The sequence below is a fragment of the Rhodococcus sp. P-2 genome (assembly GCF_016598535.1).
Lineage (GTDB): Bacteria > Actinomycetota > Actinomycetes > Mycobacteriales > Mycobacteriaceae > Rhodococcus_F > Rhodococcus_F baikonurensis.
Window position 1 is genome coordinate 4,265,388 of sequence record NZ_CP066779.1, and the last position, 23,020, is coordinate 4,288,407.

Below are 23,020 nucleotides of genomic sequence, written 5' to 3' on the forward strand. Positions count from 1 at the left end.
GCCGAAGCGGACTGTCAGGGAATTGCGACGACGCTGATATCGGTGCCCTTGGCAACCAGGTCGTTCTTCACGCTCTGGCTGATGATGACCGAGCTGTCGTTCTGGGTGAGCTGACGCACGGTGATCTCGAGGCCGAGGCGGCCGAGTTCTTCGCGTGCGGAGGAGACGGAGCGTCCGATCAGGGAGGGGACCTTCACGGAGTCGGAGATCAGGAGAACTACGGAGGTGCCGGCGTTGACGGAGGAGCCGACTGCGGGATCGGTGCCGATCACGTTCCCGCCCTCGACGGCGTCGTCGAACGTAGTTCTTGTGGTGCTGACGGAGATGCCAACCTTGTCGAGGGCGGCGCGTGCAGCGTTCTCGGACATGCCCTTCACATCGGGAATGTCCACGGGCGGTGACCCTTTGGACGTGATGACCTTGACCGAGGAGCCCACGGCAACCTCGGTTCCCGGTGCCGGGTCGAGCGCTGCCACGCCGCCGATCGGGATCTTGGAGCTGAAGGTGTCTCCGCCGTCGACCGCGACGAGAGTGCGGTCGGCGAGTTGTGCGCCCAGCGCCGAGACGTCACCGCCCGCCGGAATGGGCGGAACAGTCGGACGCCCGAGCGACGTCAGCAGCGCGACGGTCGAGCCTTTGGTGACCCTGGAGCCGGAGGCCGGATCTGTCCCGATCACCGTGTCGATGGGTTGAGCGTCGGAATACTGACCCTGGACGTCGGGGGAGAGCCCGGCGTCCTGCAGTGCGGTGACCGCAGTGTCCTTGGTCAGGCCGTCGATCGAGGGAACAGCTGTATAGCGGCCCGAGCCCATCCACCATCCGCCGAAGCCCAACGCAAGCGCCAGGACCGCGATGACGAGCAGCCAGATCAGAGTGGCTCTTCGCGATTTGCGTCGTGCCTCGACAAAATGAGCGTGCGGATCGTCGGGCACCAGTTGGTCGTCGCCGAAATCGGAACCGTCGTCGAAATCCGAGTCGCCGCCGACAGTCGCCGGACGAGCAGTTTGTGCGGTGACCGCGCGAGTGTGCTGAATGCCGCCAGGGGGAGGAGAGGCCGTCCCGAGTGCCGTGGTGGCTGCCGCAGCCGGGGCCACGCCGGACGCCAATACCGTCGTGGCAGCAGGGTTCGGGCGCGCAGCAGAGTTCGGGTGTACATCCGTGGGGGGCGCAGGCGCCGGTTGTGGCCGGGCCGGCGCAACCTGCGCGCTCTGGTGCTGGGCGCTTCGACGCGGAGCCGGAACACGGTACGACGGAAGTTCCAGCTGCTCGCTCACACTGCGAAGTGCAGCTGCCATCTCACCGGCGTCGGCGAAACGATGTGCCGGCTCACGGTGAGTGGCTTCGGCAACCAGACGATCGAACTGCGCCGGTACACCAGGGATACGTGAACCTGGGCGCGGGACATCGTCGTGGATGCGTTGGTAGGCGATGGAGAGTGACGTATCGCCGGTGAACGGTGTTGTACCAGTGAGAAGTTCGAACATCAACACGCCGGTGGAGTAGACGTCGCTTCGAGTGTCGGCAATTCCTGACGTCACCTGTTCCGGCGACAGATAGGCCGCGGTGCCGAGAATCACGCTGTTGGAGGTGGTGGTTGCTGCCGCAGCTGCACGCACCAATCCGAAGTCGGCGATCTTCACCTCGCCTGTGTCCGAGATCAAGATGTTCTCGGGTTTGACGTCACGGTGAACCAGTCCCGCTCGATGCGCCACCGCCAACGCGTCCAGGACAGGTGCCACGACTGCAGCGACGGCGTGTGGCGGCATCGGTCCGCGCTCACGAAGGAGCTCACGCAAGGTTCCACCGTCGACGAGTTCCATCACGAGGAACACGTGATTGCGATCGCTGCCTTGGTCGTAGACGGCCACAAGGGCCGGATGCTTGAGTCGGGCCACGGCCCGGGCCTCGAACTCGAAACGAGTCAGGAACGCTGGATCGCCGGCGAATTGCGGGTCCATCACCTTGATCGCGACAGGTCGATCCAACCGTGTATCGAGGCCTCGATACACGGTCGACATACCGCCGCGCGCGATCGGTGCGTCCACTCGATAGCGGCGCTCGAGCATTTCGCCGATCAACCCTCGACCTCCGTAATGACTATTCCTCCGTGCTTGCGATCTGCGTGCTTGCGATCTGTCTGCTTGCGGTCTGGGTGGTAGCTGTCAGCAATGTGGGTGGTTGTATACCGCGTACTGGCTCCCGCAGTGAGGCACCGATTCACATCCACCGCGAAATCCCGGTTACTGATACGCCGCATCCCGTCCATCGTAGCCAGCGATACCGACGCGGAAGTCTCGAGAACGTCACAGAGCATGGTGGCCGTACCGGAGTGGCGGTTTCGAGCACTGCACCGGGCGGTACACAGCGGGCTCGTCGGACCGGATAAACTTCTCGCGGTGAGCGCGATTCCTTATTGTGATGATGTCCTGGATTCTTCGGTGTCCCTGTTCCAACTGGTGGATGTGGCGAAGAACGTCGGGTTGCCGGTGAGCAAGGTTCACCAGCTACTTCGCGATCACAAGATCATCGCAGTCAAGCGTCACGGTGTTCTCGGCGTTCCCGAAGTGTTCTTCGGTGAGGACGGCCAGATCGTCAAGTGGCTGCCCGGTCTCCTGGCGGTGCTGCACGACGGCGGCTACACCGACGTCGAAATCCTTCGCTGGTTGTTCCTGGCCGACGACTCCCTGCCCGGTCGCCCGGTAGACGCACTGCACGGCCATCTCGCGCGTGAGGTCATCCGCCGCGCACAGGCCATGGCTTTCTGAGATGCCGGCCTTCTGACAACTCACCTCATGCGGTTTTTCGCCGCGTAGGTTGCCGACCGGACCAGACCCGGCGCAGCGACTCGAAGTCGCGTGCGTCCGGGAACGGACACACGTCGATGCAGTATCCGGAAGTCGGCGCGCTCGACCTGGTCGAGAATTGCTCCGTACAACACGAAAGCCGTGCGGATCGACGGCTGGACCCGCCGATCGAGCATCGGGATGCCGGATTCGGCGGACCGATACCGCCCCCGCGTCACGGCAATGAAGTGTGCCAGCGCGCGCTTGACCCGAACGTCCACAGTTCCGGTTCTGCGCCCGTGCTCGAGCATCTCGATGTCGACCCCGAATGCAGCGAACTCGCCCGCCGGGAGATACAGACGTCCCCGGTCGAAGTCTTCACCGACGTCGCGGATGAAGTTGGTCAGCTGAAATGCCTCACCGAGATTCGACGCGGGCACTACAGCTTCTTGCTGCGGGACGCTCACTCCGAGAATCGGAAGCATCTGCAAACCGATGACGACGGCGGAGCCGTACATGTACTCGGTAAGCTCGTCCATCGTGTTGTAGACGGGTCGAAACTTCGCCGTGTCGGGGGCGTCCATTCGCATGGACTCGAAGAAGGCGTCGAAATATGCGCGCGGGATGTCGAACGTCTTCACGGCATCGGCGAATGCCGGGAGTACGCGTGTCAGGGCGGCGGGAACCGTCGACGGAAATTCAACTGTCACAGTGGCGTTGTCGAGTGCGGTGACGGCTGCACGTTCGACGTCGGCGAGCACCGTGCCGCGTTCATGCGGACCCGACGGTTCGTCGACGATGTCGTCGACGACGCGAGCAAATGCGTAGAGTGCGTGAACTGCGCGGCGTCGAGGCTCGGGTAGCAACCGCGCGGCCAGATAGTACGTTCGGCCGTGTTCCCTCGTCACGCCCTCGCAGAATCCGTAGGACGCGGACAGCGCGTTCATGACACGTGAATCACGCGGATCATGACGTCGACGTCGACGTCGCCGAGGCCGCTGTCGGGACTTCGACCGGCTTTTCATGCCGGCGACCACGAAGCCGGAGTGGATCTTCCGTCTGCAAGGACATCGCCGCGACCACAGCGGCGAAGACGGCCAGAGCCACGTGCGGGAACGTGTAAAGGCCGATGGATCCGTCCGGCTGGAATACCAGCATGAGCCAAGTGGACAGTCCGGTCAGGACTGCGAGGGTGGTCGGCGACATTGCGAAGCCGGCCGCTACTGCCAGCGGCCAGGAGTAGTACCAGGGGAGTGCGGCGGGGGAGAGAACGACGATGGCGACCATCACGATCACGATGCCCATGACGGCGTCGCGCTCGGTCTTGCGGTAACGCCACCACACGACGGCGATGATCGCGATCAACACAACCGCCGAGATGGTCCGGGAGACTTCGAGGATGTCGTTGAAATGGTCACCGGCGAACCAGGAGGTGGCCATGGTTCCGATGTGCGCCACGATCGTGGGCAGCGAGAGCCAGTTGATGATCTTTGCCGAACCCGAGAGTGCCGTCGTCCAGCCGAGGCCGACTCCGGCGATCAGTGAGGTGGATCCGAGTACCGCCACGAACACGGCAAAACCAGCACCGGCCGTCTTGACGAACGAGCGGATCGGTGACGCCGGTTCCCGCCCGGCGGCCGCGGCATCCTCCCGTTCGTGGATCATCCAGATCCAGACGATGAAGGGAAGTGCGACGCCCGCGGTTGCCTTGATCGCGACGGCGAGCGCGATGAGCCCTATTCCGAACAGGTGCTTACGTTCGAGAGCGAGCGCAATGCCCGCGGCCATGAGGCCGACCATGAGCATCTCGTTGTGAACGCCGCCGATCAGGTGGATCAGAACGAGGGGATTGAGTACTGCGAGCCACAGCGCGATCGAGGTGTTTCCGCCGAGCTTCGTTGCGAGATGGGGGACCGCCCACATCATCAGGGCAAGTCCCGGGAGCATCGTGATCCGCAACAGCATCGTGCCGGCGATGACGTTCTCGCCGGTCAGGCGAACGATGGCGTCGGCAAGGAGAAGGTGAACCGGACCGTACGGAGTCGTTGTCGTCGTCCACACGTTGGAGACGTTGTCGAGCAGGATTCCCGGATTGACGACCGGCCCGACGGCGTACGGGTCGAAGCCGTTGCGCAACAATGCGCCCTGTGCCAGGTAGGAGTAGGCGTCGCGGCTGAACATGGGAACCGCGAACAGGAGCGGAAACGTCCAGACCGGAACGACGTAACGCAGACCGCGCAACGAGACGTCACCGCGCAGAGTCGAGCGACCCAGCCGAACCCAGGCGCCGATCATGCACAGGACGCCGATCCAGACGATCGCTGCCGACAGAATCGATCCGTGTCCGAATCGGAGCCAGGACAGATGCATCGACTCGAGCAGCGGATCCTGGCGCCGGACGCTCCCGGCACCGAATCCGCCGAAAGTGATCATGGCGGCGCCGACGAAGCCGAGCAGTGCACTGTGACCTTCGGGGGTCCGAAGGAAGTTGGCGGCCCTTAGGTGCCACGGTCTTTCAGTGGCTGCGGCAGAGGACGTCATCGGTGCAGGTTCCTCCCCCGAGGAGATCGGTGTCGATCGGCGCGTGCAGCGCCCGAGTCGGTGAATCGTGGATGAATGGTCGGTTACGAGGGGCTAGTTTAGTTGCTCGCACGAGTGCTCACCGCGCTGGCTCGCTCGCGTGTACCGGTAATACGTTCGGCAGCGAGCCGTCCGGACAGCAGAACGGTCGGTACCCCTACCCCCGGAACGGTTCCCGATCCGGCGAGTACGACGTTCTCGAATCCCCGGGCGAGGTTCTTGCGTCGGAACGGCCCCGTCTGGGTGAAGGTGTGTGCTGCCGCGAACGGACTACCAGCGGCCATGCCCTTCTCGAGCCAGGTCTGTGGGGTGTCGACGTGATCGATCTCGAACCCCTCGACCAGTCCCGTATAGCCACGTTCTTGCAGCGTGAGGATGATTTCGCGCACGTAGGCCGGGCCGAGAGTCGACCAGTCGAGCGGCGCACTGTCCAGATTCGGGCACGGCGCGAGGACTGACAGCGGTTCACGGATCCGGCCGTCTCGCGAGAAGGCCAGACTCGGATCGGTCTGTGCCGGTCGGGTGACGAGCAGTGACGGATCACTCATCAATTGCCCGCGGCCGCGGCGTGCCGTGATCTCGGCGAAGGTGCGCTTCCACGCCTCGCCGAAGTCGATCATGTGGTGTCGCTGCGCGGGCCATCCGTCGGCGACCGCAGAGGAAACAGTGCCGTGAATCACGACAGCCGACGGCGATGTCCGCACCGGGCGTGGTCGCAATCGCGTATGGGGACGCAGGAGCGAGTTCGTGACGGCCATGTCGGGAGTCAGCACCGCGGCGTCACAGTGGAAGCGCTCACCGTCGCGTGTGTGGACGGCACGCACGCGACGATCGCTCACTTCGAGGCGTTCGACCGTGCGGCCGAGATGCAGAACCCCACCGGCGTCGGTGAAGGCGTCGGCCATCGACTCGGCGATCGTGTGCATCCCACCTTCGGGGAAGTAGACGCCGAGTGAGGTGTCCATGTGAGCGATCGCGCCGTACACCGCGAGGGCTCGAGACGGAGCAACGCCCGCATACAGCGCTTGGAAGGTGAAGATCCGCCGGAGGCGAGGGTCGCGGATCTTGCGATCCACCTGCCCGCCCAGTTTCCCGAATCCGCCCAGCGCGACGAGTCGGCTCAGATCCTTGATTGCGTCACGCGAATTGACCAGTCCGAGGGGAGAATCGAAGTCGGCGTCCATGAAGCGATCGAATTCGGCGTCGAAGATACGGCTCAGCCATCGGCGCAAGGCGCGGTATCGCTGCGCTTCTTCCGGCCCGCAAACACGGGAGACTTCGGCAGCCATGTCTTCGGGGTCGGCATGAACATCGAGAGCGGTGCCGTCTGCGAATCGCGCGTGGTACGTCGGATCGAGCTTGTGCACAACGAATTTGGGGTTCGTCGAGTCGGGGTCGGCGCCCACGGCCGCGAGGGCGTCGTCGACGAGTTCGGGCATCGTGAGCACCGTTGCGCCGTTGTCGATGCTGTAGTCGCTGCCCTGGTAGACACCGACCCGCCCGCCGACCGAGCTGTTGCTCTCGAGAATCGTGACGTCGCGTCCGGCGCCTCGCAGATACAACCCGGCGGAGAGTCCCGCGAGTCCCGCACCGACGATCACGACTCGATCGGTCGGCGAGCTGACGGTTCGAGTGCGGTGCACGTCTGCCACGGTCAGTAGCTTCGCTTCGTGGCCGCGATCGCCATGTCGGTCAGACGTGACTTGGCTTCTGCCGTTGCCGTGCTCGCGTCGAGGGCGTTCGCAGCTGCCTCGACGAGGGCGTCGATCTGCGTTTCGACGTCGGTGACGGCGCCGAGATCGGTGATCGCCTGGCGCAGGCTGTCGACCTCGTTGTCGGTCAACTGGGTGCCGATTCCGTTGCGGAGCAGTTGTGCGGAGGCCGGGTCTGCGGCGTCGGCGCGGGCGAGCGCCATCGCGAACAGCACCGTCCGCTTGCCGGCAATGAGATCGTCGCCCGACGGTTTGCCCGTGACGGACGGATCTCCGAAGACACCGAGCAGGTCGTCGCGAAGTTGGAAAGCGACACCGATGTCGGTGCCGAACGTCCGGTAGGCATCGATCAACTCGGCGTCTGCACCGAACAGTGCGGCGCCGAGGTGCAGTGGGCGTTCGATCGTGTACGCGGCGGTTTTGTAGCGGTTGACCCGCATGGCTGCCTCGACGGTCTCGTCTCCTCGGGCTTCGTTGCTGATGTCGAGGAATTGGCCACCGAGAACCTCGGTGCGCATTGCCGACCAGACCGGACTGACTCGAGCGGCCGCCTCGGGGCTGATCCCGGATTCTCGGATCATGTCGTCCGCCCAGGCCAAGGCCAGATCGCCGAGAAGTATGGCGACGGCCTCGCCGAAGTGCGCGGAGTCGCCGCTCCACTCCTGGCCTCGGTGCTGGTCTTCGAATTCGACGTGAACGGTCGGGAAGCCGCGCCTGGTCGTTGATGCGTCGATGATGTCGTCGTGGACGAGCGCGCAGGCCTGCACCAGTTCGAGGGCGGCGCACGCACGAATCACAGCGTCTGCGTCCTTACCGTTCGGGTCGCCTCCGGCACCGAGCCATCCCGTCCAGGCAAAGGACGGCCGAACGCGCTTTCCTCCGCGCAGGACGAAGGCCTCGAGGGTACTGACGGCCTTCTCGTAACCACCGCCGATGGTCGAGACGAGTTCGCGGCGTGAATCGAAGAAGTCGCGGAGCGCTCCTTCGAACAGGCCCGGCAGTTCGAGTGAGGTCGGATGCGGTGCGGTGTTGGTCGAACTCTGTCCAACGCGCGCGGTTCCTGCGGACAGGGTGGCCTCCAAGATCGGTATGTTCTCGCGCCGGAGGGTTACACGGAAGCGAGCTTGGGGCCCAGCTTAGTGGGGGTTGGAATCAACGGCGGTTCGGGCCGTGAACTGCGTGATCCTGACATTCGGGATACGCAGTCCTGGGCGATGAGCTTGTTTGCAGGTGGAAAACATATGCTTGACCGGTGACATTCGATCCAGTCAGGGGCCGCTCCAGCGAGGGGTGGGCCACCCGAACACCGTCGATCGTCGATCGGATCGCTTCCTCGACAGGTAGCCGTATTCCGTTCTCGGTCGAGTTTTCGCCGCCGCGTGACGCGGACGCCGAAGCGCGCCTGTGGCGTGCGGTGCGTACCTTCGAGCGGCTCGGACCGGCGTTCGTCTCGATGACCTACGGCGCAGGTGGCTCGACGCGCGATCGTACGGTGCGCGTCACCGGTGAACTGGCCGAAGAGACGACCCTGCTGCCGGTTGCTCACCTGACTGCCGTGTCGCACAGCACCGAAGAACTTCGCGCCATGGTCGGTGCCTACGCCGATCGTGGCATCAGCAACATCCTCGTGTTGCGCGGCGATCCGCCCGGCGATCCCCTCGGCGAGTGGAAGAAGCATCCCGAAGGCGTCGAGTACGCCGAGGAACTCGTGCGGATGGTCCGTGACCTGGGCGACTTCCACGTCGGCGTCGCATCGTTCCCGGAGGGGCACTACCGCGCTCCGGACTTGGCATACGACACGAAGTACCTGGTGTCGAAGTTGCGTGCCGGCGCCGAGTACTCGATCACTCAGATGTTCTTCGACGTGGAGGACTACCTGCGTCTTCGTGACCGGGTGAGTGCTTACGACGCAGAACAGGGCGCCAAGCCGATCATCCCGGAAATCATGCCGGTGACGTCGCTGCGCTCGGTGCGGCGCATGCTCGAGCTGTCGGGCTCGTCGTTGCCCCCCGCTCTCGAGCGTCGATTCGACGCCGCGGCCGGAAGCGGCCCGGAAGAGAACCGTGCAGCCGTCCGAGAGCTCGGCATCGATCTGGCCACCGAGATGGGAGAGCGGTTGATCGCCGAAGGCGCTCCGTGCCTGCACTTCATCACGTTGAATTTCGCGCGTGCAACCAGTGAAGTCCTCGAGCGCCTCGGTCTCACCCCCGACACCTCTGTCGGGACAGCCCAAGCCGTCTGATCTCCGGTTGCCCGATCGACGACATTCGGGCAACCGCCAGAGGCTACTTCGTGGTGTTTTTTGGATTCTCGGGGTCAGCGTGCTTCGTGACAGGTGACTTCATGGCCGGTGCTTTCGCGGCGGACGCGCGCTTGATCGGTGCTCGATTGCGCGCCATCCAGGCCATTGCGCCGACGATAATCGCGACACCGAGCGCCAGCCCGGCCATGATTCCCGCCCACCCGGCGAAGCTTCGGGTGCTGGGGTCCGCGTAGTTGACCTCGGCGCGCATCGTCGACACCTCGCCGGCGGGCAAGGTCCACGACACCCGGGAATCGCCGTCTCGTGTTCCGTTGGTCGTGCCGACCCGTGACGGGAAGGCGATGCTGACCTGGACGTCGGCGCCCTGAGTTGGGACCGTCTTCAGGTCTGCCTTGCCGTCGAGCGTGACGGTGTCCCCGGATCGCTTGAGGGTGATCTGGAACGACCCGGATCCCTCGGCATACATGGAGCCCAGTTGGGCGACGTCACCGAAGGACAGGTCGCTGAAGAACGCCTGGCTGCCGACGTATCCGTCCTTCTTGTATTCCTGAACCCGTATCTTGTCCTCGAGTGACGAAGGCGGGGTCAGCTGCGGACCCTTGTCCGCCTCGTTCGCCGGAATAGCGGCAGCTACCACCTGTCCGGTCACACGATCGTTCGCGGACACTCCCATCGACACCTGCACGCGAATACACCCTGCAAGCAAGGGAACAAGCATGAGGGCGAGCGCGGCAACCGTCAGGAAACGTTTCCGACTGGTCGGCTTGGCGGCGGGATCGGTGGACTGTTGCACAGTGGTCATCGTGCCAGCCGTGGCGTAGCCAGTCGTCGAGGCGGGGGCGTGTCGGCGGGTGAAGTTCGGCGGGTGACCTTCACGACCTGCTCGAACGACGCAGCCACTGACTCGCTTTACCCCGGCGGCTGTCGGACAGTGCGATTCGAGCCGCACTGCGACCACTGGCTCCGGACACACCACCACCGGGATGCGTCGATGCTCCGGTCAGATACAACCCGTCTGCTCCCGGAACGCGATGGCCGGACAGTTCGGGAAGCGGTCGCCACAACATCATCTGATCGAGTGACATCTCGACGTGCATGACATTTCCGCCGATCATCCCCAATTCCGACTCGATGTCTCGTGGAGTTTGAATGAAGCGGTCGAGGACGGAATCGGCGAATCCGGGTGCACAAGCCTCCATCTCGCCGACGATCCGGTCGGCCTCCGCCTCGGCGACCGACGCCCAATCGCGATGACCGCTGAGGCGATACGGCTGCCACTGTGACCACAGCGTCACCTGATGCCGACCGGCCGGGGCGATCGTGGGATCGATTCCGCTGAAACTCATTCCGAGAACCGCAGGGCGAGGAGGAAGTTCCCCCGCCAGCGCTGCGCCGTGTGCAGTGCGCAAGTGGGCGCGATCGGAAACGAGCAATTGCAATCCCGAGGTAGCGTCCCGTGTCGTGGCGTCGCCGCGGTACGACGGAAGCGCAGAAGTCGCCAATCGCAGTACCGCACCGATGCCGGGGCCGACCCTGATTTTCCGCCGCCAGTGATCGAGCGTGGTTCGGTCGAAGCCCCCGCGGCCCAGGAGGTCGAGCGTGGTCAGGATGTGGCACCCGGCGATCACCTTGCGAGCGTGAACTTCTCGACCGCTCTCGGTTGTGGCGGTCCAGTGATTCGAGTTCGGGCGGATCGACGTCACGCCGTCACCGAGCGCGACGGTGGCGCCGTCGACGGCCATACGGGAGGCCAACGCAGCACTCAGTGCGCCGCTCCCACCGACTGCTCGCCCTGGCGGCAAGACGTGCATGAGGGCCGCGAAGCCGACCATCGGAGCGGTTCCCGGTTCCGACATCGGAGGCCCGGACTGGGCGCCGAACCACGCCAGCGCAGCCTTGAGTGCCTCGCTGTCGAAATACTCGTCCAGCAGTGCGTCGCCAGGCGCGAGGAACTGCCGCGACAGTTCGCTGTTGCCGCGTGCGGTGGCAAGACCTCCGAACGCACCGATCAGGTTCGATCCTGTGGGCGGTGCGGAAAACGCTTTCATGACATGTCGACTGCGCTCCGACCAGACGGCGACGAATCGCCGGTAGGAGTCGGCGTCCTTTGTCCCGCATGCTCGTTCGATGGACCGGCAGGTTGCGTCGAGGTCGCGGTGAAACACGATGCCCGGCCCGTCGGTGCCCGGAGCGGGCGGCGCGAACGCCCACGGGTCACAGTCGATGTAGCGCAGTCCGTGCGCGCCGAGTCCGAGTTCCTCGATGATGCCGCTGTGTCGGATCATGAGGTGCGCCGACGAACCCCGGTCCACCTTGTATCCGGGAAATCGCTCGACGGTCGAGACGGCTCCGCCGAGAACCGTGTCCTTCTCCAGAACCTCGACCGACCAACCCTCGCGTGCGAGGTAGGCGGCCGAAACGAGCGCGTTGTGTCCGGAGCCGACGACGACGGCGTCGAGAAGCGCGCTCACAGCGGTAGTCCACGGCCGAGGACTGCGAACGGTCGGTTGTCGCCGGCGAAACGAAATCTGCGGAGCACGTCACGAAAGCCGAGACGGCGGTACAGCCGCCAGGCACGATTGTCCTCGTCGAACACCTCAGGTGTCGACAACAGAACGCTACGTTCGGGTCGATCGACGAGGAGATGACGTAAGAGCGACTCGCCCAATCGGTGACCTTGTCCGTTCGGATGCACGTGAAGTTCGGTGAGTTCGAAGTAGTCGCTCAGAATTGCGTCGATCTCGCTCTGAGGGCGACCCGAGCGCCGAAGCCCGTGCAGTACCTGTTGATGCCACCATTGGTCCGGGCTCCCGCGATACCCGTAAGCGATCCCCACCAGCGGCAGATTTTCGTGTGACGGTTGCTGGGGAACCGCCAATGCGCCGACGGCCTTCCAGCCAGGCCGGTTCGCGTGCTCCTGCCACATCGGTGCGCGATGGAACTCGGTTCCTCGCGGATAGTCCATCGCAGTGACGTACACGGCCAGTGCCTCGTGGAGTCGACTCGCGAATTCTACGCGATCGAGGTCGACCGTATGTGGTGTCCAGGCGATCTGCGGGTCGACCGGTCTCACCTCTTCTCTTGACGGCGTGTCGGTGGGTGCAGCTATATTGAATAGGTCGAACAGATGTTCGATGTGGGTGATCCGGAGATGCCCGAAGGGAAGCGGGCATCTCCGGCCCACCTGGTCTTGGATCCTTACGGTGCAGGAGGTGCCCCGATGTCCGAGCGTGTGAAGCCTGAACGTGTGAAGTGCCAACGAACTCTTCCTGCCGAATTGTCGAGTCCGTCGGATGCCGCAATTTCTCGATTGCCGATGTCGGCGAGGCGGTCCTTCGGCGCGACGGACGCCAGCCACCGCACTGCTCGAGCGGGAAAGTCCGGTGTGGCGTGGGGGTTGCTCCGGAAGGCGGATGCGCTTCTCGAGGAAGCGATTGGGGCGGGCGATCCTGCCGACCGGTTCCGGTGTGCCTACCTGGCCGCGTTACGTGGTACCGGGGCAGTGTTGGCCGCAGCTCCTGCCGGTGCCGGCTCGAAGCGCAAGCGAAGCGGAAACGCGTGGGTTTTGATGGACGCCGCAGCGCCTGCGTTCGGAGCGTGGTCGAAGTTCTTCGCAGGGTGGTCCGCTACGCGTGCGGCCGTGGAAACCGGTGTGTCGATCGTGATCACGGACTCCGATTCCGACGCATTCTTCGCCGAGGTCGGCCGTTTTCTCACGGCGGTCGAAGATTTCATCGGTCAGGACACGTCCGAGCATTTGCGAGCGTCGTGAACAAATGGTCCGTGTCGGCAGTTGTTTCCGGGGAATTTCCTGGTCCGCACGGGCAAATGGTGCCGAATCGGGGCCCTTCGGCACGAATACGTACGCTTGTGGCGGAACTCGTACCCGGAGTTGGTGGTCCGAGACCTAAACTGCTCGTATTATGAAAACAGGTAATCGTCCAACTTGATTACCCGCCGCCCCACACCGTGGGGTGGTTGCCAAACTTCCAGTGCCGGGGGAGGTACCGTGCCACTCTCCGAGCACGAGCAGCGCATGCTCGATCAGATCGAGAGCGCTCTCTATGCCGAAGACCCCAAGTTCGCCTCCAATGTGAGGGGCGGCCGTATGCGGGCGCCGTCGAGTAGACGGCGGTTCCAAGCAGCGGCTCTATTCGTGCTGGGTCTGGTCCTGCTGATCGCGGGGGTTGCCCTCCCGCTCAAGCCGGGCGGTTTTCCGATCATCAGCCTGTTCGGTTTCTTGTTCATGTTCGGCGCAGGGGTGTTGTTCCTCTGGGGTGGTGGACGTAAGTCCGCGCCGGCTGCCGACTCCGCTTCCGAGGGTGGCAATCATCCCTCCGGTCCGCCGGGTAGGGGTAGTGCCGGCGGATCCGGGCGGGGACGCGGCCGCAAGTCCGGCGGCGGATTCTCGTCGCGGATGGAAGATCGATTCAAACGCAGGTTCGAGCAGGACTAGCTCTCCCGCCCTTGGTCGGGCGTACTTCGAGAGTGATGCAGTTCGGACATGACGCCCTGTGTAGGGGCGCGCACGACCACCGTGTGGCGGTCGGCAACCAAGGTTGCCGACCGCCACACGCCGTTGTTGTGGGTGTTGTACGTGTGTGCCGGCAATTCATCGAAGTGAATCAGTGACGCGCGAGCGAATCACTCGCCACCCCGGCCGCCTCCAGCCGTTCCCGCGGGCTTCCTCCACTTCGCTCCACTCGGCCCTCCACTTTCCTCCACCCTGGTCGAACTGCGACGCACGACCAGACATGGTCCCGCTCACGTCTATTCGAAAACCGCGCTTGTACTGCGATTTTGCCTGGGGGAGCGACAAATCGTGGCGTGCAGGGCCGATATGACGGCGGTGTGGGCCGGGACACGGTTACAAATTTCCCCCACGTCTCCCCACCTGCGCTGACCTGCTATTTGTCAGCAAATGATGCTGAATAGGGACCATGTGCTCCTTGTTTGTGGGGGAAAGTGGGGTACTGTGGGTTCGGGCGGAGAGCTGAAGCACGATCCGCTCGATAGGGAGGGTTTCAGCGCAAGCTCGCAGGAGGTGTCGAGTGTTCCTCGGTACCTTCACGCCGAAGCTCGACGACAAAGGTCGGCTCACGTTGCCGGCAAAGTTCCGAGACGAACTGGCAGGAGGATTGATGATCACCAAGAGTCAGGATCACAGCCTCGCCATCTACCCCCGGGACGAGTTCGTCAAGCTTGCTCGAAAGGCAGCGGCAGCTCCACGCAATGATCCGGCAGCTCGGGCGTATGTACGTGCCTTGGCCGCCGGCACAGATGAACAGCACGCCGATGCCCAGGGGCGAATCACCCTCTCGGCTGATCATCGGCGTTACGCAAACCTGTCCAAGGAATGCGTAGTGACCGGCTCCGTCGATTACCTCGAGATCTGGGATCTAGCAGCCTGGGAGAGGTATCTCGGAGACAACGAAGAGGACTATTCGCAGGCAACAGGCGAATCTCTCAGCGAGATCGTCTAGGCGAAGAGCCCCTGGCGAATGCCGCGAGGCCTCTGCCCGGAAAGACCCTGACGCACTTCCCCAGCGCCAGGTTCTCCTTCGGGCAGGGACCTCGAAGCATTCTCCTTCTCGAACAGTCATCGCCTTCTCGGAAAGTCAGCACCTTTTCGAAAAGTCATCGGAAATCATGAAAGTAGGAGCCGGAGCAATCATGGTGGATCACGAGGTGAACGAACCCTCGGATGCCGATGGCTTCGCGCACGTCCCCGTACTACTGCATCGCGCCGACGATCTTCTCGGTCCTGCCATCACAGCCGTTGGCGACGGTGGCGCAGGCGCATACATGATCGATGCGACGTTGGGGCTCGGTGGCCACTCCGAATTCTTCCTCGGCAAGTACCCGGGCCTTCACCTCATCGGTCTCGATCGCGACACCAACGCACTCCGTATCGCTTCCGAGCGTCTGGCGCCGTTCGCGGACCGAACGACGTTCGTGCACACCACGTACGACGGGATCGAGGACGCGCTGGAACAGGCCGGCCTGCCGTCGACGGAGTCGGTTCACGCGATCCTTTTCGATCTGGGTGTGTCGTCGATGCAGTTGGACGAAGCCGACCGAGGTTTTGCGTACTCGATCGACGCTCCGCTCGACATGCGGATGGATCAGACGGTCGGGCTGACCGCGGCAGAGGTCCTGAACACCTACAGTCACGGCGACCTTGCTCGCATTCTGAGCACGTACGGGGAAGAGCGGTTCGCCGGAAAGATTGCGTCCGAGATCCTTCGGCAGCGTGAGCGTGAACCGTTCACCACCAGTGCAGCTCTGGTCGAATTGCTGTACCGAACAATCCCGGCAGCCACACGGCGTACGGGTGGACACCCGGCCAAGCGCACCTTCCAAGCGCTGCGGATCGAAGTCAATGCCGAGTTGGATTCGCTTCGTGCCGCCGTTCCTGCCGGACTCGACGCACTGGCAGTCGGTGGGCGAGTGGTGTTCATGTCCTACCAGTCGCTCGAGGATCGAGTTGTGAAGGCGGAGTTGGTTCCCCGCTCGAAGTCCACCAGCCCCGAAGGTCTACCGGTCGAGTTGCCGGGTATGGGGCCGGAGTTCCGCATTCTCACCCGTGGCGCAGAACGTGCGTCAGAGCAGGAAATCGAAGAGAACCCACGGTCAGCTCCGGTGCGTTTGCGTGCCGCAGAACGCATTTCCAGGAGGCGGGCATGAGTCGTCAGGGCAAATCGGGTGCAGCGCAACGCGCATACGACAAGCGCACCGCACGGGCGGCAGGCCGGACCGGAACTGTCGCTGCTGCCGGCCCGTCTATCTCTCCTCGGGCGATGCTCAAGGGGCGAGTACCGTTCGTGGCCTCCGTTATCGGACTTCTGTCCATCGGTCTCGCGGTGACTCTGCTGCTGACCACCCGCGCTGCCGAGGATTCCTACCAACTGAGCGACGCGCGTGCATACAACCAGTCTCTGGTCGAGCAGAAAGCAGCGCTCGAACGCGACTTCCAGTCGCGTAACTCGGCTCCGGAGTTGGCAAATCAGGCAAGCGCTCTCGGCATGGTCCCCGCCAAGGACCCTGCACGCCTGGTAGTTCATCCCGATGGTTCGGTCGAGGTCGTCGGAACGCCGACTCCCGCGACTGCCGGAGCGATGCCGCCGCTCGATGCGCCCACATCGGTGCCCGCACCGACCGCGACGCCTCCGCGCACAACGACACCCGTTGTTCCGGGAGCCACGCCGAGCGTTCCGAATAACACGCGAAACCTCGCGCAGAGTGAACAATTGGTTCCTGTGATCCCCACGACGACAGCACCCGCCACCACGACGGCGGTGCCTGCTCCGCCTGAGGAACGTCGGTGAGTCAGAACTCCCGTAACAACCCCGGTCGGCGTCCGCGCCGCGCGGCTACCGCTTCCTTCCCGTTTCGTCAGCGAGTCGGTCGCATCACCATGTGTGGTGCGCTCGCCGTTGCGGCATTGCAGCTCTTGTGGATTCAGGGAATCGACGCGCCGAGCCTGGCTGCGGAATCTGCCAATCAACGAACCACGACGCAGGTCGATCCTGCCGTACGCGGCTCGATTACCGATCGCAACGGAAACCCTCTCGCATTCACGATGGAAGCCAAGGCGCTGACCTTCCAGCCGGTGCGGGTACGCAAGGAACTCGAGGAAGCGCGCGCCAAGAGCATCGAGCAGGGTGCCGAGGGTGACAAGCAGGCGCCGGAAGTGAGCGATCGCCTCGCTGAGATCGCCGCCGGAATCCACGCCAAGCTCGGCGATACCGTTCCGGAAAAAGATCTGCTTCAGAAGATGAACAGCAACGAGACGTTCACGTACCTCGCGCGCAGCGTGGATCCGGCAGTTGCTGCCGAGATCTCGGACAAGTTCCGGGAGGTCGGCCTGGAGCGACAGGACATCCGCGAGTACCCCGGTGGCTCCCTGGCTGCGAATCTCGTCGGCGCGACCGGCTGGGACGGGCACGGTTTGCTCGGCCTCGAGGATTCGATGGACTCCACGCTCGCCGGAACCGATGGATCCGAAACGTACGACCGCGGTTCCGACGGCGCTGTGATCCCCGGTAGCTGGCGTGACAAGCAACCGGCAGTCAACGGTTCGGGCGTCGAGCTGACCATCGATTCGGACCTCCAGTTCTACGTTCAGCAGCAGGTCCAGATCGCCAAGGACAAGTCGGGCGCAAAGAACGCCTCGGTGGTGGTCATGGACTCCAAGACGGGACAGGTGTTGGCCATGTCCAACGACAGCACCTTCAACCCCGCGATCGGCATCGACAAGAACGCGCCGACAGCCGAAATGGGCAATCCGTCGGTCAGTACGCCGTTCGAGCCCGGATCGGTGAACAAGATCGTCACCGCAGCAGCGGCCATCGAGGACGGTAAGACAACTCCGGACGAAGTTCTGCAGGTCCCGGGCAGCATCACGATGTCCGGTGCCACAGTCAAGGACGCGTGGGATCACGGTGTGGCTCCGTACACCTCTACCGGTGTGTTCGGAAAGTCCTCGAACGTCGGCACCTTGATGCTCGCTCAGCGAGTGGGCGAGGATCGCTACGCAGACATGCTGAACAGGTTCGGCCTCGGTCAACGCACCGACGTCGGGCTTCCCGGCGAGAGCGCGGGCAGCGTTCCGAGTCGTGACCAGTGGTCCGGCGGAACCTTCGCGAACTTGCCGATCGGGCAGGGTCTTTCGATGACAACCCTGCAGATGACCGGGATGTACCAGGCCATTGCCAACGACGGCGTGCGAATTCCTCCGCGGATCGTGAAGTCGACTGTCGATTCTTCCGGCACTCGGACCGAGACACCGCAGCCCGAGGGCGTCGAGGTGGTCAGCGCCCAGACAGCGGCGACGGTTCGGGACATGTTCCGATCGGTCACTCAGGAAGACACCGGCAACCAACGAGGAACCGGTGTTGCCGCGGGCGTCGAGGGATACCAGGTCAGCGGAAAGACCGGTACCGCGCAGCAGGTGGATCCGGCATGCAAGTGCTACTCCAACTCCAACTACTGGATCACCTTCGCAGGAATCGCGCCTGCGGACAATCCTCGATTCGTGATCGGAATCATGCTCGACGCACCGGTTCGCGGCGTGGACGGCGGCGGCGGTCAATCGGCAGCACCGCTGTTCCACAACATCGCGTCGTGGATGCTCCAGCGTGACAGTGTCCCGATGTCGCCGGACCCCGGTCGCAAGTTGGTGTTGCAGGCGGACTGATTGCGGTGTGTCGGTTTCGACACGGTCTTCGGGTGAATCCCGGACACGGTAATCTCAAACGTCGCAGTAACCTCATTCATCGCAGTGCGCGGAACTTTGCTTGCGCTGCGACCGCCATAGACCTATGACAGCCATAGACCTACGACAGCCTTAGAACAACGACAGCCGTAGAACAACGACAATTGCCAGGAGTCGAGTGACAGTGCCGAATCGTTTGCAATCGTCGAACTCGGACGGCGCTCCCGGGACGCGTCCGACACAACCGGTTGCTACCGCGATCACGGCGCTCTCCGAACTGTCCGGGGCTCGCCTCGAATGGGTCGGGCAACCGGGATCACAGTCGTCCGAGGTCGTCGTCAAGGGCGTGGACCTGCGTGCGCAGGGAATCGTGAGCGATGACCTCTTCGCCGCTCTGCCCGGCGCGAGGACCCACGGCGCTCAGTTCGCCGTCGACGCTCTGGGGCGTGGTGCGACCGCGATCTTGACCGACGAGGCCGGCCTCGAATTGATCGAGGCCGCTGACAAGGCGCCCGACCGGTCCGTCCCGGTTCTCGTTCATCCGAACCCGCGGGATGTGCTCGGTGAGATCTCAGCGGAGATCTACGGACGGCCCTCGGAGAAGATGCAGGTCGTCGGCATTACCGGCACATCCGGCAAGACCACGACGTCGTACTTGCTCGAAGCGGCGATTGCCGGAGCCGGCCGCAAGCCGGGGCTGGTTGGCACCATCGAGACTCGGATCGACGGCCGTCGGGTGCCCAGCGCTCTGACCACTCCGGAAGCTCCGCAACTCCATGCTCTGTTCGCCGTGATGGCAGAGCAGGGGATCGATACCGTCGTCATGGAGGTGTCCAGTCACGCGCTAGCTCTCGGACGCGTCGACGGCATCCGCTTCGACATCGGCGCGTTCACCAATCTTTCGCAGGATCACCTGGACTTCCATCGGGACTTCGAGGAGTACTTCCAGGCCAAGGCTCGGTTGTTCGATCCCGAGTCGACGGTGCGAGCCGAGCATGCCGTCGTCTGTGTCGACGACGTCTGGGGTCGACGGATGGCTGAGCTGGCCGCGACCGACGAGAGCGATGCGGTGACCACGGTCTCGACCTCGACGGCCGAGGCCGAGTGGAAGGTCGGCGCAGTCGAGGTTGCCGAGGACGGCTCGCAGACCTTCGAATTGGTCGGGCCGGACGGACAATCGTGGCCCGTCTCGCTTCGCCTCCCGGGTCGATACAACGTGGCCAACGCAGCCTTGGCGCTGACTGTCAGCTTCGCGGCCGGACTCGATCCGGACGCTGCTGTTCGAGCACTCGGAACGGTGGATGTCCCCGGACGCGTCCAGCGGATCGACCGCGGGCAGAGCTTCTTGGCGGTGGTCGACTACGCCCACAAACCGGCAGCGCTCGAAGCCGTGATCGCCACCCTGCGCAATCAGGTTCCCGGTCGAGTGGCTGTGGTCGTCGGTGCGGGCGGTGACCGCGACGCCGGCAAACGCACCCTCATGGGCGAAGCTGGTGCGAGGGGCGCAGACCTGCTGATCGTCACCGACGACAACCCGCGCACCGAGGATCCGGCGAAAATTCGCGCTTCGGTGATGCGAGGCGCCGTCGACGTTCCCGAATCCGAACGAGGCGAGGTTCGCGAAGTGGGGGACAGAGCGCTCGCGATCGAGCAGGCGGTTCGGTGGGCGCAGCCAGGCGACGTAGTTCTGGTCGCAGGCAAAGGCCACGAAGTGGGTCAAGAAATCGACGGGGTCAAACACCCATTCGACGACCGCGAGGTGTTGGGCGAAATGATCGGCCGATTCGCGATCAACACAGCACATGGAGGCAAGCAATGATCCCGATGACGCTCTCTCGGATCGCCGAGATCGTCGGAGGAACCCTGCATGACGTCGACGATCCGTCGACTCAGGTGACAGGAACCGTCGAATTCGATTCGCGCAAGGCTGGTCCAGGTGGACTGTTTCTCGCACTCCCCGGCGCACGCGTCGACGGTCACGACCATGCGGAAGCGGCGGTGGCAGCCGGTGCTGTGGCGGTGCTCGCGGCGCGGCCGGTCGGGGTTCCGGCGATAGTTGTCCCGTCGGTACCGAGCGACGGTCCGAGCGCGGTGATGTTGCTCGAACACGACACAGACGGATCGGGGGCTGCCGTCTTGCATGCCCTCGGCCTCCTGGCCAGGGCCGTGGTCGACGAACTGGCGGCAGAGGGGTCGGCTTCGGGGGGCGGGCTGACTCTGGTCGGTGTCACCGGTTCGGCAGGCAAGACCTCGACCAAGGACCTGATTGCGGCGCTGCTTCGCGAGCGCGGCGAGGTGGTCGCTCCACCAGGCTCGTTCAACAACGAACTGGGTCTGCCGTGGACCGTGCTCCGCGCCGACGAGAAGACCCGCTTCCTCGTCCTCGAGATGTCGGCCCGTGGAGTCGGTCACGTCGGCGAACTGACCAAGATCGCGCCGCCGAAGATCGGCGTCGTTCTCAACGTGGGTACCGCCCATCTCGGTGAGTTCGGTTCGCGTGAAGCGATCGCGGTCGCCAAAGGTGAACTGGTGGAAGCACTCCCGTCGGCAGCCGACGGTGGAGTTGCGGTGCTCAACGCCGACGATCGCATGGTCGCCGCAATGGCGAGTCGAACCAAGGCCCGGATCGTATTCGTCGGTCAGTCGGAAGACTGCGACGTTCGGGCGACCGACGTGGTTGTCGACGACCAGGCCAGGGCTTCCTTCACGCTGAACTGTTCACAGGGTTCTGCACGTATTCGATTGGCCGTTCACGGCGAACATCACGTGAGCAATGCTCTTGCCGCTGCGGCCGTCGCACTCGAGAACGGCCTCACGGTTGCCGACATCGCACGTGTCCTCGAGGGCACGAGGGCAGCGTCCGCGAGGCGGATGGAAGTCACCGAGCGCGCCGACGGCGTCACCGTCGTCAACGACAGTTACAACGCCAATCCCGATTCCATGCGCGCCGCCCTCAAGGCGTTGGTGTCCATGGCGCGATCGGATCGGCACTTCGGGCGCCGTAGCTGGGCTGTGCTCGGTGAGATGGGTGAGCTCGGACCGGAATCGGTTGTCGAGCACGACGCGATCGGTCGCCTTGCCGTCAGACTCGATGTGAGCAAGTTGATCGTCGTCGGAACGGGCCGCACTTCGCGTGCGATGCATCAAGGAGCGGTGATGGAGGGGTCGTGGGGTGACGAGTCCGTCGTCGTGCCCGACGCAGCTGCGGCAATCGCCATTCTCGAAGCGGAACTCGAACCGGGCGATCTCGTCCTGGTGAAGGCGTCCAAGTCGGTCGAACTGTGGACGGTCGCCGAAGCGATTCTGGCCGCAACACCCAGCGCCGACAGCGACAACACCGGTGATGAGAACAGCGATGGCGAGAACGGCGGGGATTCGCAGTGATCCAGATTCTTCTCGCCGCAGGCATCGCGCTGGCGGTCTCCATCATGCTCACGCCGATCCTGATCAAGGCGTTCTCGAAACAAGGTTTCGGGCAGGAAATCCGAACCGAAGGTCCAGCCAGTCACCAGGCCAAGCGCGGCACTCCGACAATGGGTGGCGTCGCGATCCTGACCGGAATCTGGGCCGGCTATCTCGGCTCACACCTCATCGGTCTCGGCATGGACAACGCGGAGGGGCCATCGGCGTCCGGCCTACTCGTTCTCGGTCTGACCACCGCGCTCGGTGGAGTCGGTTTCCTCGACGACTTCATCAAGATCCGCAAGCAGCGCAATCTCGGACTGAACAAGACAGCGAAGCTGGTCGGCCAGTTCGTCGCTGCCATTGCCTTCGGAATCTTGGCCCTTCAGTTCCGCGGTGACGACGGGCTGACTCCGGGCAGTGTTCATCTGTCGTACGTTCGCGACATCGCTACCGTCTCACTCGGGTCCGTGGTCTTCATCGCTTTCTGCTACCTACTGGTCAGCGCGTGGTCCAATGCCGTCAACCTGACCGACGGACTCGACGGACTGGCCGCCGGAGCAATGAGTTTCGTTCTCGGCGCCTACGTCATCATCACGTTCTGGCAGTTCCGCTACTCGTGTGAGACCAACCCCGGCAAGGGTTGCTACGACGTCCGAGATCCCCTCGATCTTGCGGTGCTCTGCGCGGCCGGCGCCGGCGCGTGCATCGGTTTCCTCTGGTGGAATGCCGCACCCGCCAAGATCTTCATGGGCGACACCGGTTCTCTTGCCCTCGGCGGCATGCTCGCCGGGTTGTCGATCACCACCAGCACGGAACTGTTGATGGTTGTCATCGGTGCGCTGTTCGTCGCGGAGGCCGCGTCGGTGGTGATCCAGGTAGCGGTGTTCCGGTCCAGCCGACGGCGGGTCTTCCGAATGGCGCCGTTCCATCACCACTTCGAACTCGCCGGGTGGGCTGAAACCACGGTGATCATCAGATTCTGGTTGCTGGCTGCTATTGCGTCGGCGATCGGATTGGCACTCTTCTACAGCGAATACCTCGCAGCGCTCGGAGGCTGAAA

Annotated in this window: 19 protein-coding genes; 11 read left to right on the forward strand and 8 right to left on the reverse strand. The window is 63.9% G+C overall.

The window, feature by feature from the left end; all coding sequences use genetic code 11:
- Positions 1-14: 14 nt before the first annotated feature.
- A complete protein-coding gene (gene pknB / locus I7X09_RS20215; protein WP_124569350.1) occupies positions 15-2,078 on the reverse strand; it encodes a Stk1 family PASTA domain-containing Ser/Thr kinase in 2,064 nt (687 codons plus the stop codon).
- A gap of 318 nt (positions 2,079-2,396) precedes the next feature.
- On the opposite strand from pknB, the gene I7X09_RS20220 reads away from it, so the two are divergent.
- Complete coding sequence (locus I7X09_RS20220) at positions 2,397-2,765, forward strand: Rv2175c family DNA-binding protein (protein ID WP_095969872.1); 369 nt, start codon at positions 2,397-2,399, stop codon at positions 2,763-2,765.
- Positions 2,766-2,785: 20 nt separating this feature from the next.
- Here the strand turns inward: I7X09_RS20220 and I7X09_RS20225 are convergent, their stop codons facing one another.
- The 4 genes from I7X09_RS20225 to I7X09_RS20240 all read right to left on the reverse strand — a co-directional run bounded on the left by I7X09_RS20225 (position 2,786) and on the right by I7X09_RS20240 (position 8,157).
- Positions 2,786-3,730 carry a phytoene/squalene synthase family protein gene (locus I7X09_RS20225; protein WP_200313378.1) on the reverse strand — a complete coding sequence of 315 codons (945 nt, stop codon included), beginning with the start codon at positions 3,728-3,730 and terminating at the stop codon, positions 2,786-2,788.
- A gap of 19 nt (positions 3,731-3,749) precedes the next feature.
- A complete protein-coding gene (locus tag I7X09_RS20230) occupies positions 3,750-5,324 on the reverse strand; it encodes an alpha-(1->6)-mannopyranosyltransferase A (RefSeq protein ID WP_200313379.1) in 1,575 nt (524 codons plus the stop codon).
- A gap of 98 nt (positions 5,325-5,422) precedes the next feature.
- Positions 5,423-7,015: a phytoene desaturase family protein gene (gene crtI, locus I7X09_RS20235; protein WP_200313380.1), complete on the reverse strand. Its 1,593-nt coding sequence runs from the start codon at positions 7,013-7,015 to the stop codon at positions 5,423-5,425.
- Positions 7,016-7,017: 2 nt separating this feature from the next.
- Positions 7,018-8,157 (reverse strand): polyprenyl synthetase family protein, encoded by a 1,140-nt coding sequence (locus tag I7X09_RS20240; RefSeq protein WP_200313381.1) that lies wholly within the window; start codon positions 8,155-8,157, stop codon positions 7,018-7,020.
- Between the two features lie 170 nt (positions 8,158-8,327).
- Here I7X09_RS20240 and I7X09_RS20245 point away from each other — a divergent pair, with 170 nt between their 5' ends.
- Complete coding sequence (locus I7X09_RS20245; RefSeq protein ID WP_020908084.1) at positions 8,328-9,317, forward strand: methylenetetrahydrofolate reductase; 990 nt, start codon at positions 8,328-8,330, stop codon at positions 9,315-9,317.
- 43 nt (positions 9,318-9,360) lie between these two features.
- Here the strand turns inward: I7X09_RS20245 and I7X09_RS20250 are convergent, their stop codons facing one another.
- The 3 genes from I7X09_RS20250 to I7X09_RS20260 form a co-directional block, all read right to left on the reverse strand.
- Positions 9,361-10,140: an LppM family (lipo)protein gene (locus tag I7X09_RS20250; protein ID WP_234036644.1), complete on the reverse strand. Its 780-nt coding sequence runs from the start codon at positions 10,138-10,140 to the stop codon at positions 9,361-9,363.
- Between the two features lie 70 nt (positions 10,141-10,210).
- Complete coding sequence (locus I7X09_RS20255) at positions 10,211-11,809, reverse strand: phytoene desaturase family protein (RefSeq protein WP_200313382.1); 1,599 nt, start codon at positions 11,807-11,809, stop codon at positions 10,211-10,213.
- Positions 11,806-12,411, reverse strand: coding sequence for a GNAT family N-acetyltransferase (locus tag I7X09_RS20260; RefSeq protein ID WP_200313383.1), 606 nt, complete (start codon positions 12,409-12,411; stop codon positions 11,806-11,808). Before I7X09_RS20260 ends, I7X09_RS20255 begins: the two co-directional genes overlap by 4 nt.
- Positions 12,412-12,558: 147 nt before the next feature.
- Between I7X09_RS20260 and I7X09_RS20265 the strand changes: the two genes are divergently transcribed.
- The 9 genes from I7X09_RS20265 (at position 12,559) to mraY (ending at position 23,018) form a co-directional block, all read left to right on the forward strand.
- Positions 12,559-13,110, forward strand: coding sequence for an SAV_6107 family HEPN domain-containing protein (locus I7X09_RS20265; RefSeq protein ID WP_234036645.1), 552 nt, complete (start codon positions 12,559-12,561; stop codon positions 13,108-13,110).
- 237 nt (positions 13,111-13,347) lie between these two features.
- Positions 13,348-13,794: a DUF3040 domain-containing protein gene (locus tag I7X09_RS20270; RefSeq protein WP_003941660.1), complete on the forward strand. Its 447-nt coding sequence runs from the start codon at positions 13,348-13,350 to the stop codon at positions 13,792-13,794.
- A gap of 595 nt (positions 13,795-14,389) precedes the next feature.
- Positions 14,390-14,821, forward strand: a complete 432-nt coding sequence (mraZ, locus tag I7X09_RS20275; RefSeq protein WP_003941779.1) for a division/cell wall cluster transcriptional repressor MraZ — start codon at positions 14,390-14,392, stop codon at positions 14,819-14,821.
- 190 nt (positions 14,822-15,011) lie between these two features.
- Positions 15,012-16,025, forward strand: a complete 1,014-nt coding sequence (gene rsmH / locus I7X09_RS20280) for a 16S rRNA (cytosine(1402)-N(4))-methyltransferase RsmH (protein ID WP_007730079.1) — start codon at positions 15,012-15,014, stop codon at positions 16,023-16,025.
- Entirely contained in the window at positions 16,022-16,666 is a 645-nt protein-coding gene (locus tag I7X09_RS20285) for a hypothetical protein (RefSeq protein ID WP_095969880.1), read from the forward strand. The genes rsmH and I7X09_RS20285 overlap by 4 nt, the downstream gene beginning before the upstream one ends.
- A complete protein-coding gene (locus I7X09_RS20290; RefSeq protein WP_095969881.1) occupies positions 16,663-18,537 on the forward strand; it encodes a peptidoglycan D,D-transpeptidase FtsI family protein in 1,875 nt (624 codons plus the stop codon). Before I7X09_RS20285 ends, I7X09_RS20290 begins: the two co-directional genes overlap by 4 nt.
- Positions 18,538-18,739: 202 nt before the next feature.
- A complete protein-coding gene (locus tag I7X09_RS20295; RefSeq protein ID WP_124569357.1) occupies positions 18,740-20,374 on the forward strand; it encodes a UDP-N-acetylmuramoyl-L-alanyl-D-glutamate--2,6-diaminopimelate ligase in 1,635 nt (544 codons plus the stop codon).
- On the forward strand, positions 20,371-21,939 hold the full coding sequence (locus I7X09_RS20300; RefSeq protein ID WP_200313385.1) for a UDP-N-acetylmuramoyl-tripeptide--D-alanyl-D-alanine ligase: 1,569 nt from the start codon (positions 20,371-20,373) through the stop codon (positions 21,937-21,939). Before I7X09_RS20295 ends, I7X09_RS20300 begins: the two co-directional genes overlap by 4 nt.
- Positions 21,936-23,018 (forward strand): phospho-N-acetylmuramoyl-pentapeptide-transferase, encoded by a 1,083-nt coding sequence (gene mraY, locus I7X09_RS20305; RefSeq protein WP_003941699.1) that lies wholly within the window; start codon positions 21,936-21,938, stop codon positions 23,016-23,018. Before I7X09_RS20300 ends, mraY begins: the two co-directional genes overlap by 4 nt.
- Positions 23,019-23,020 lie beyond the last annotated feature (2 nt).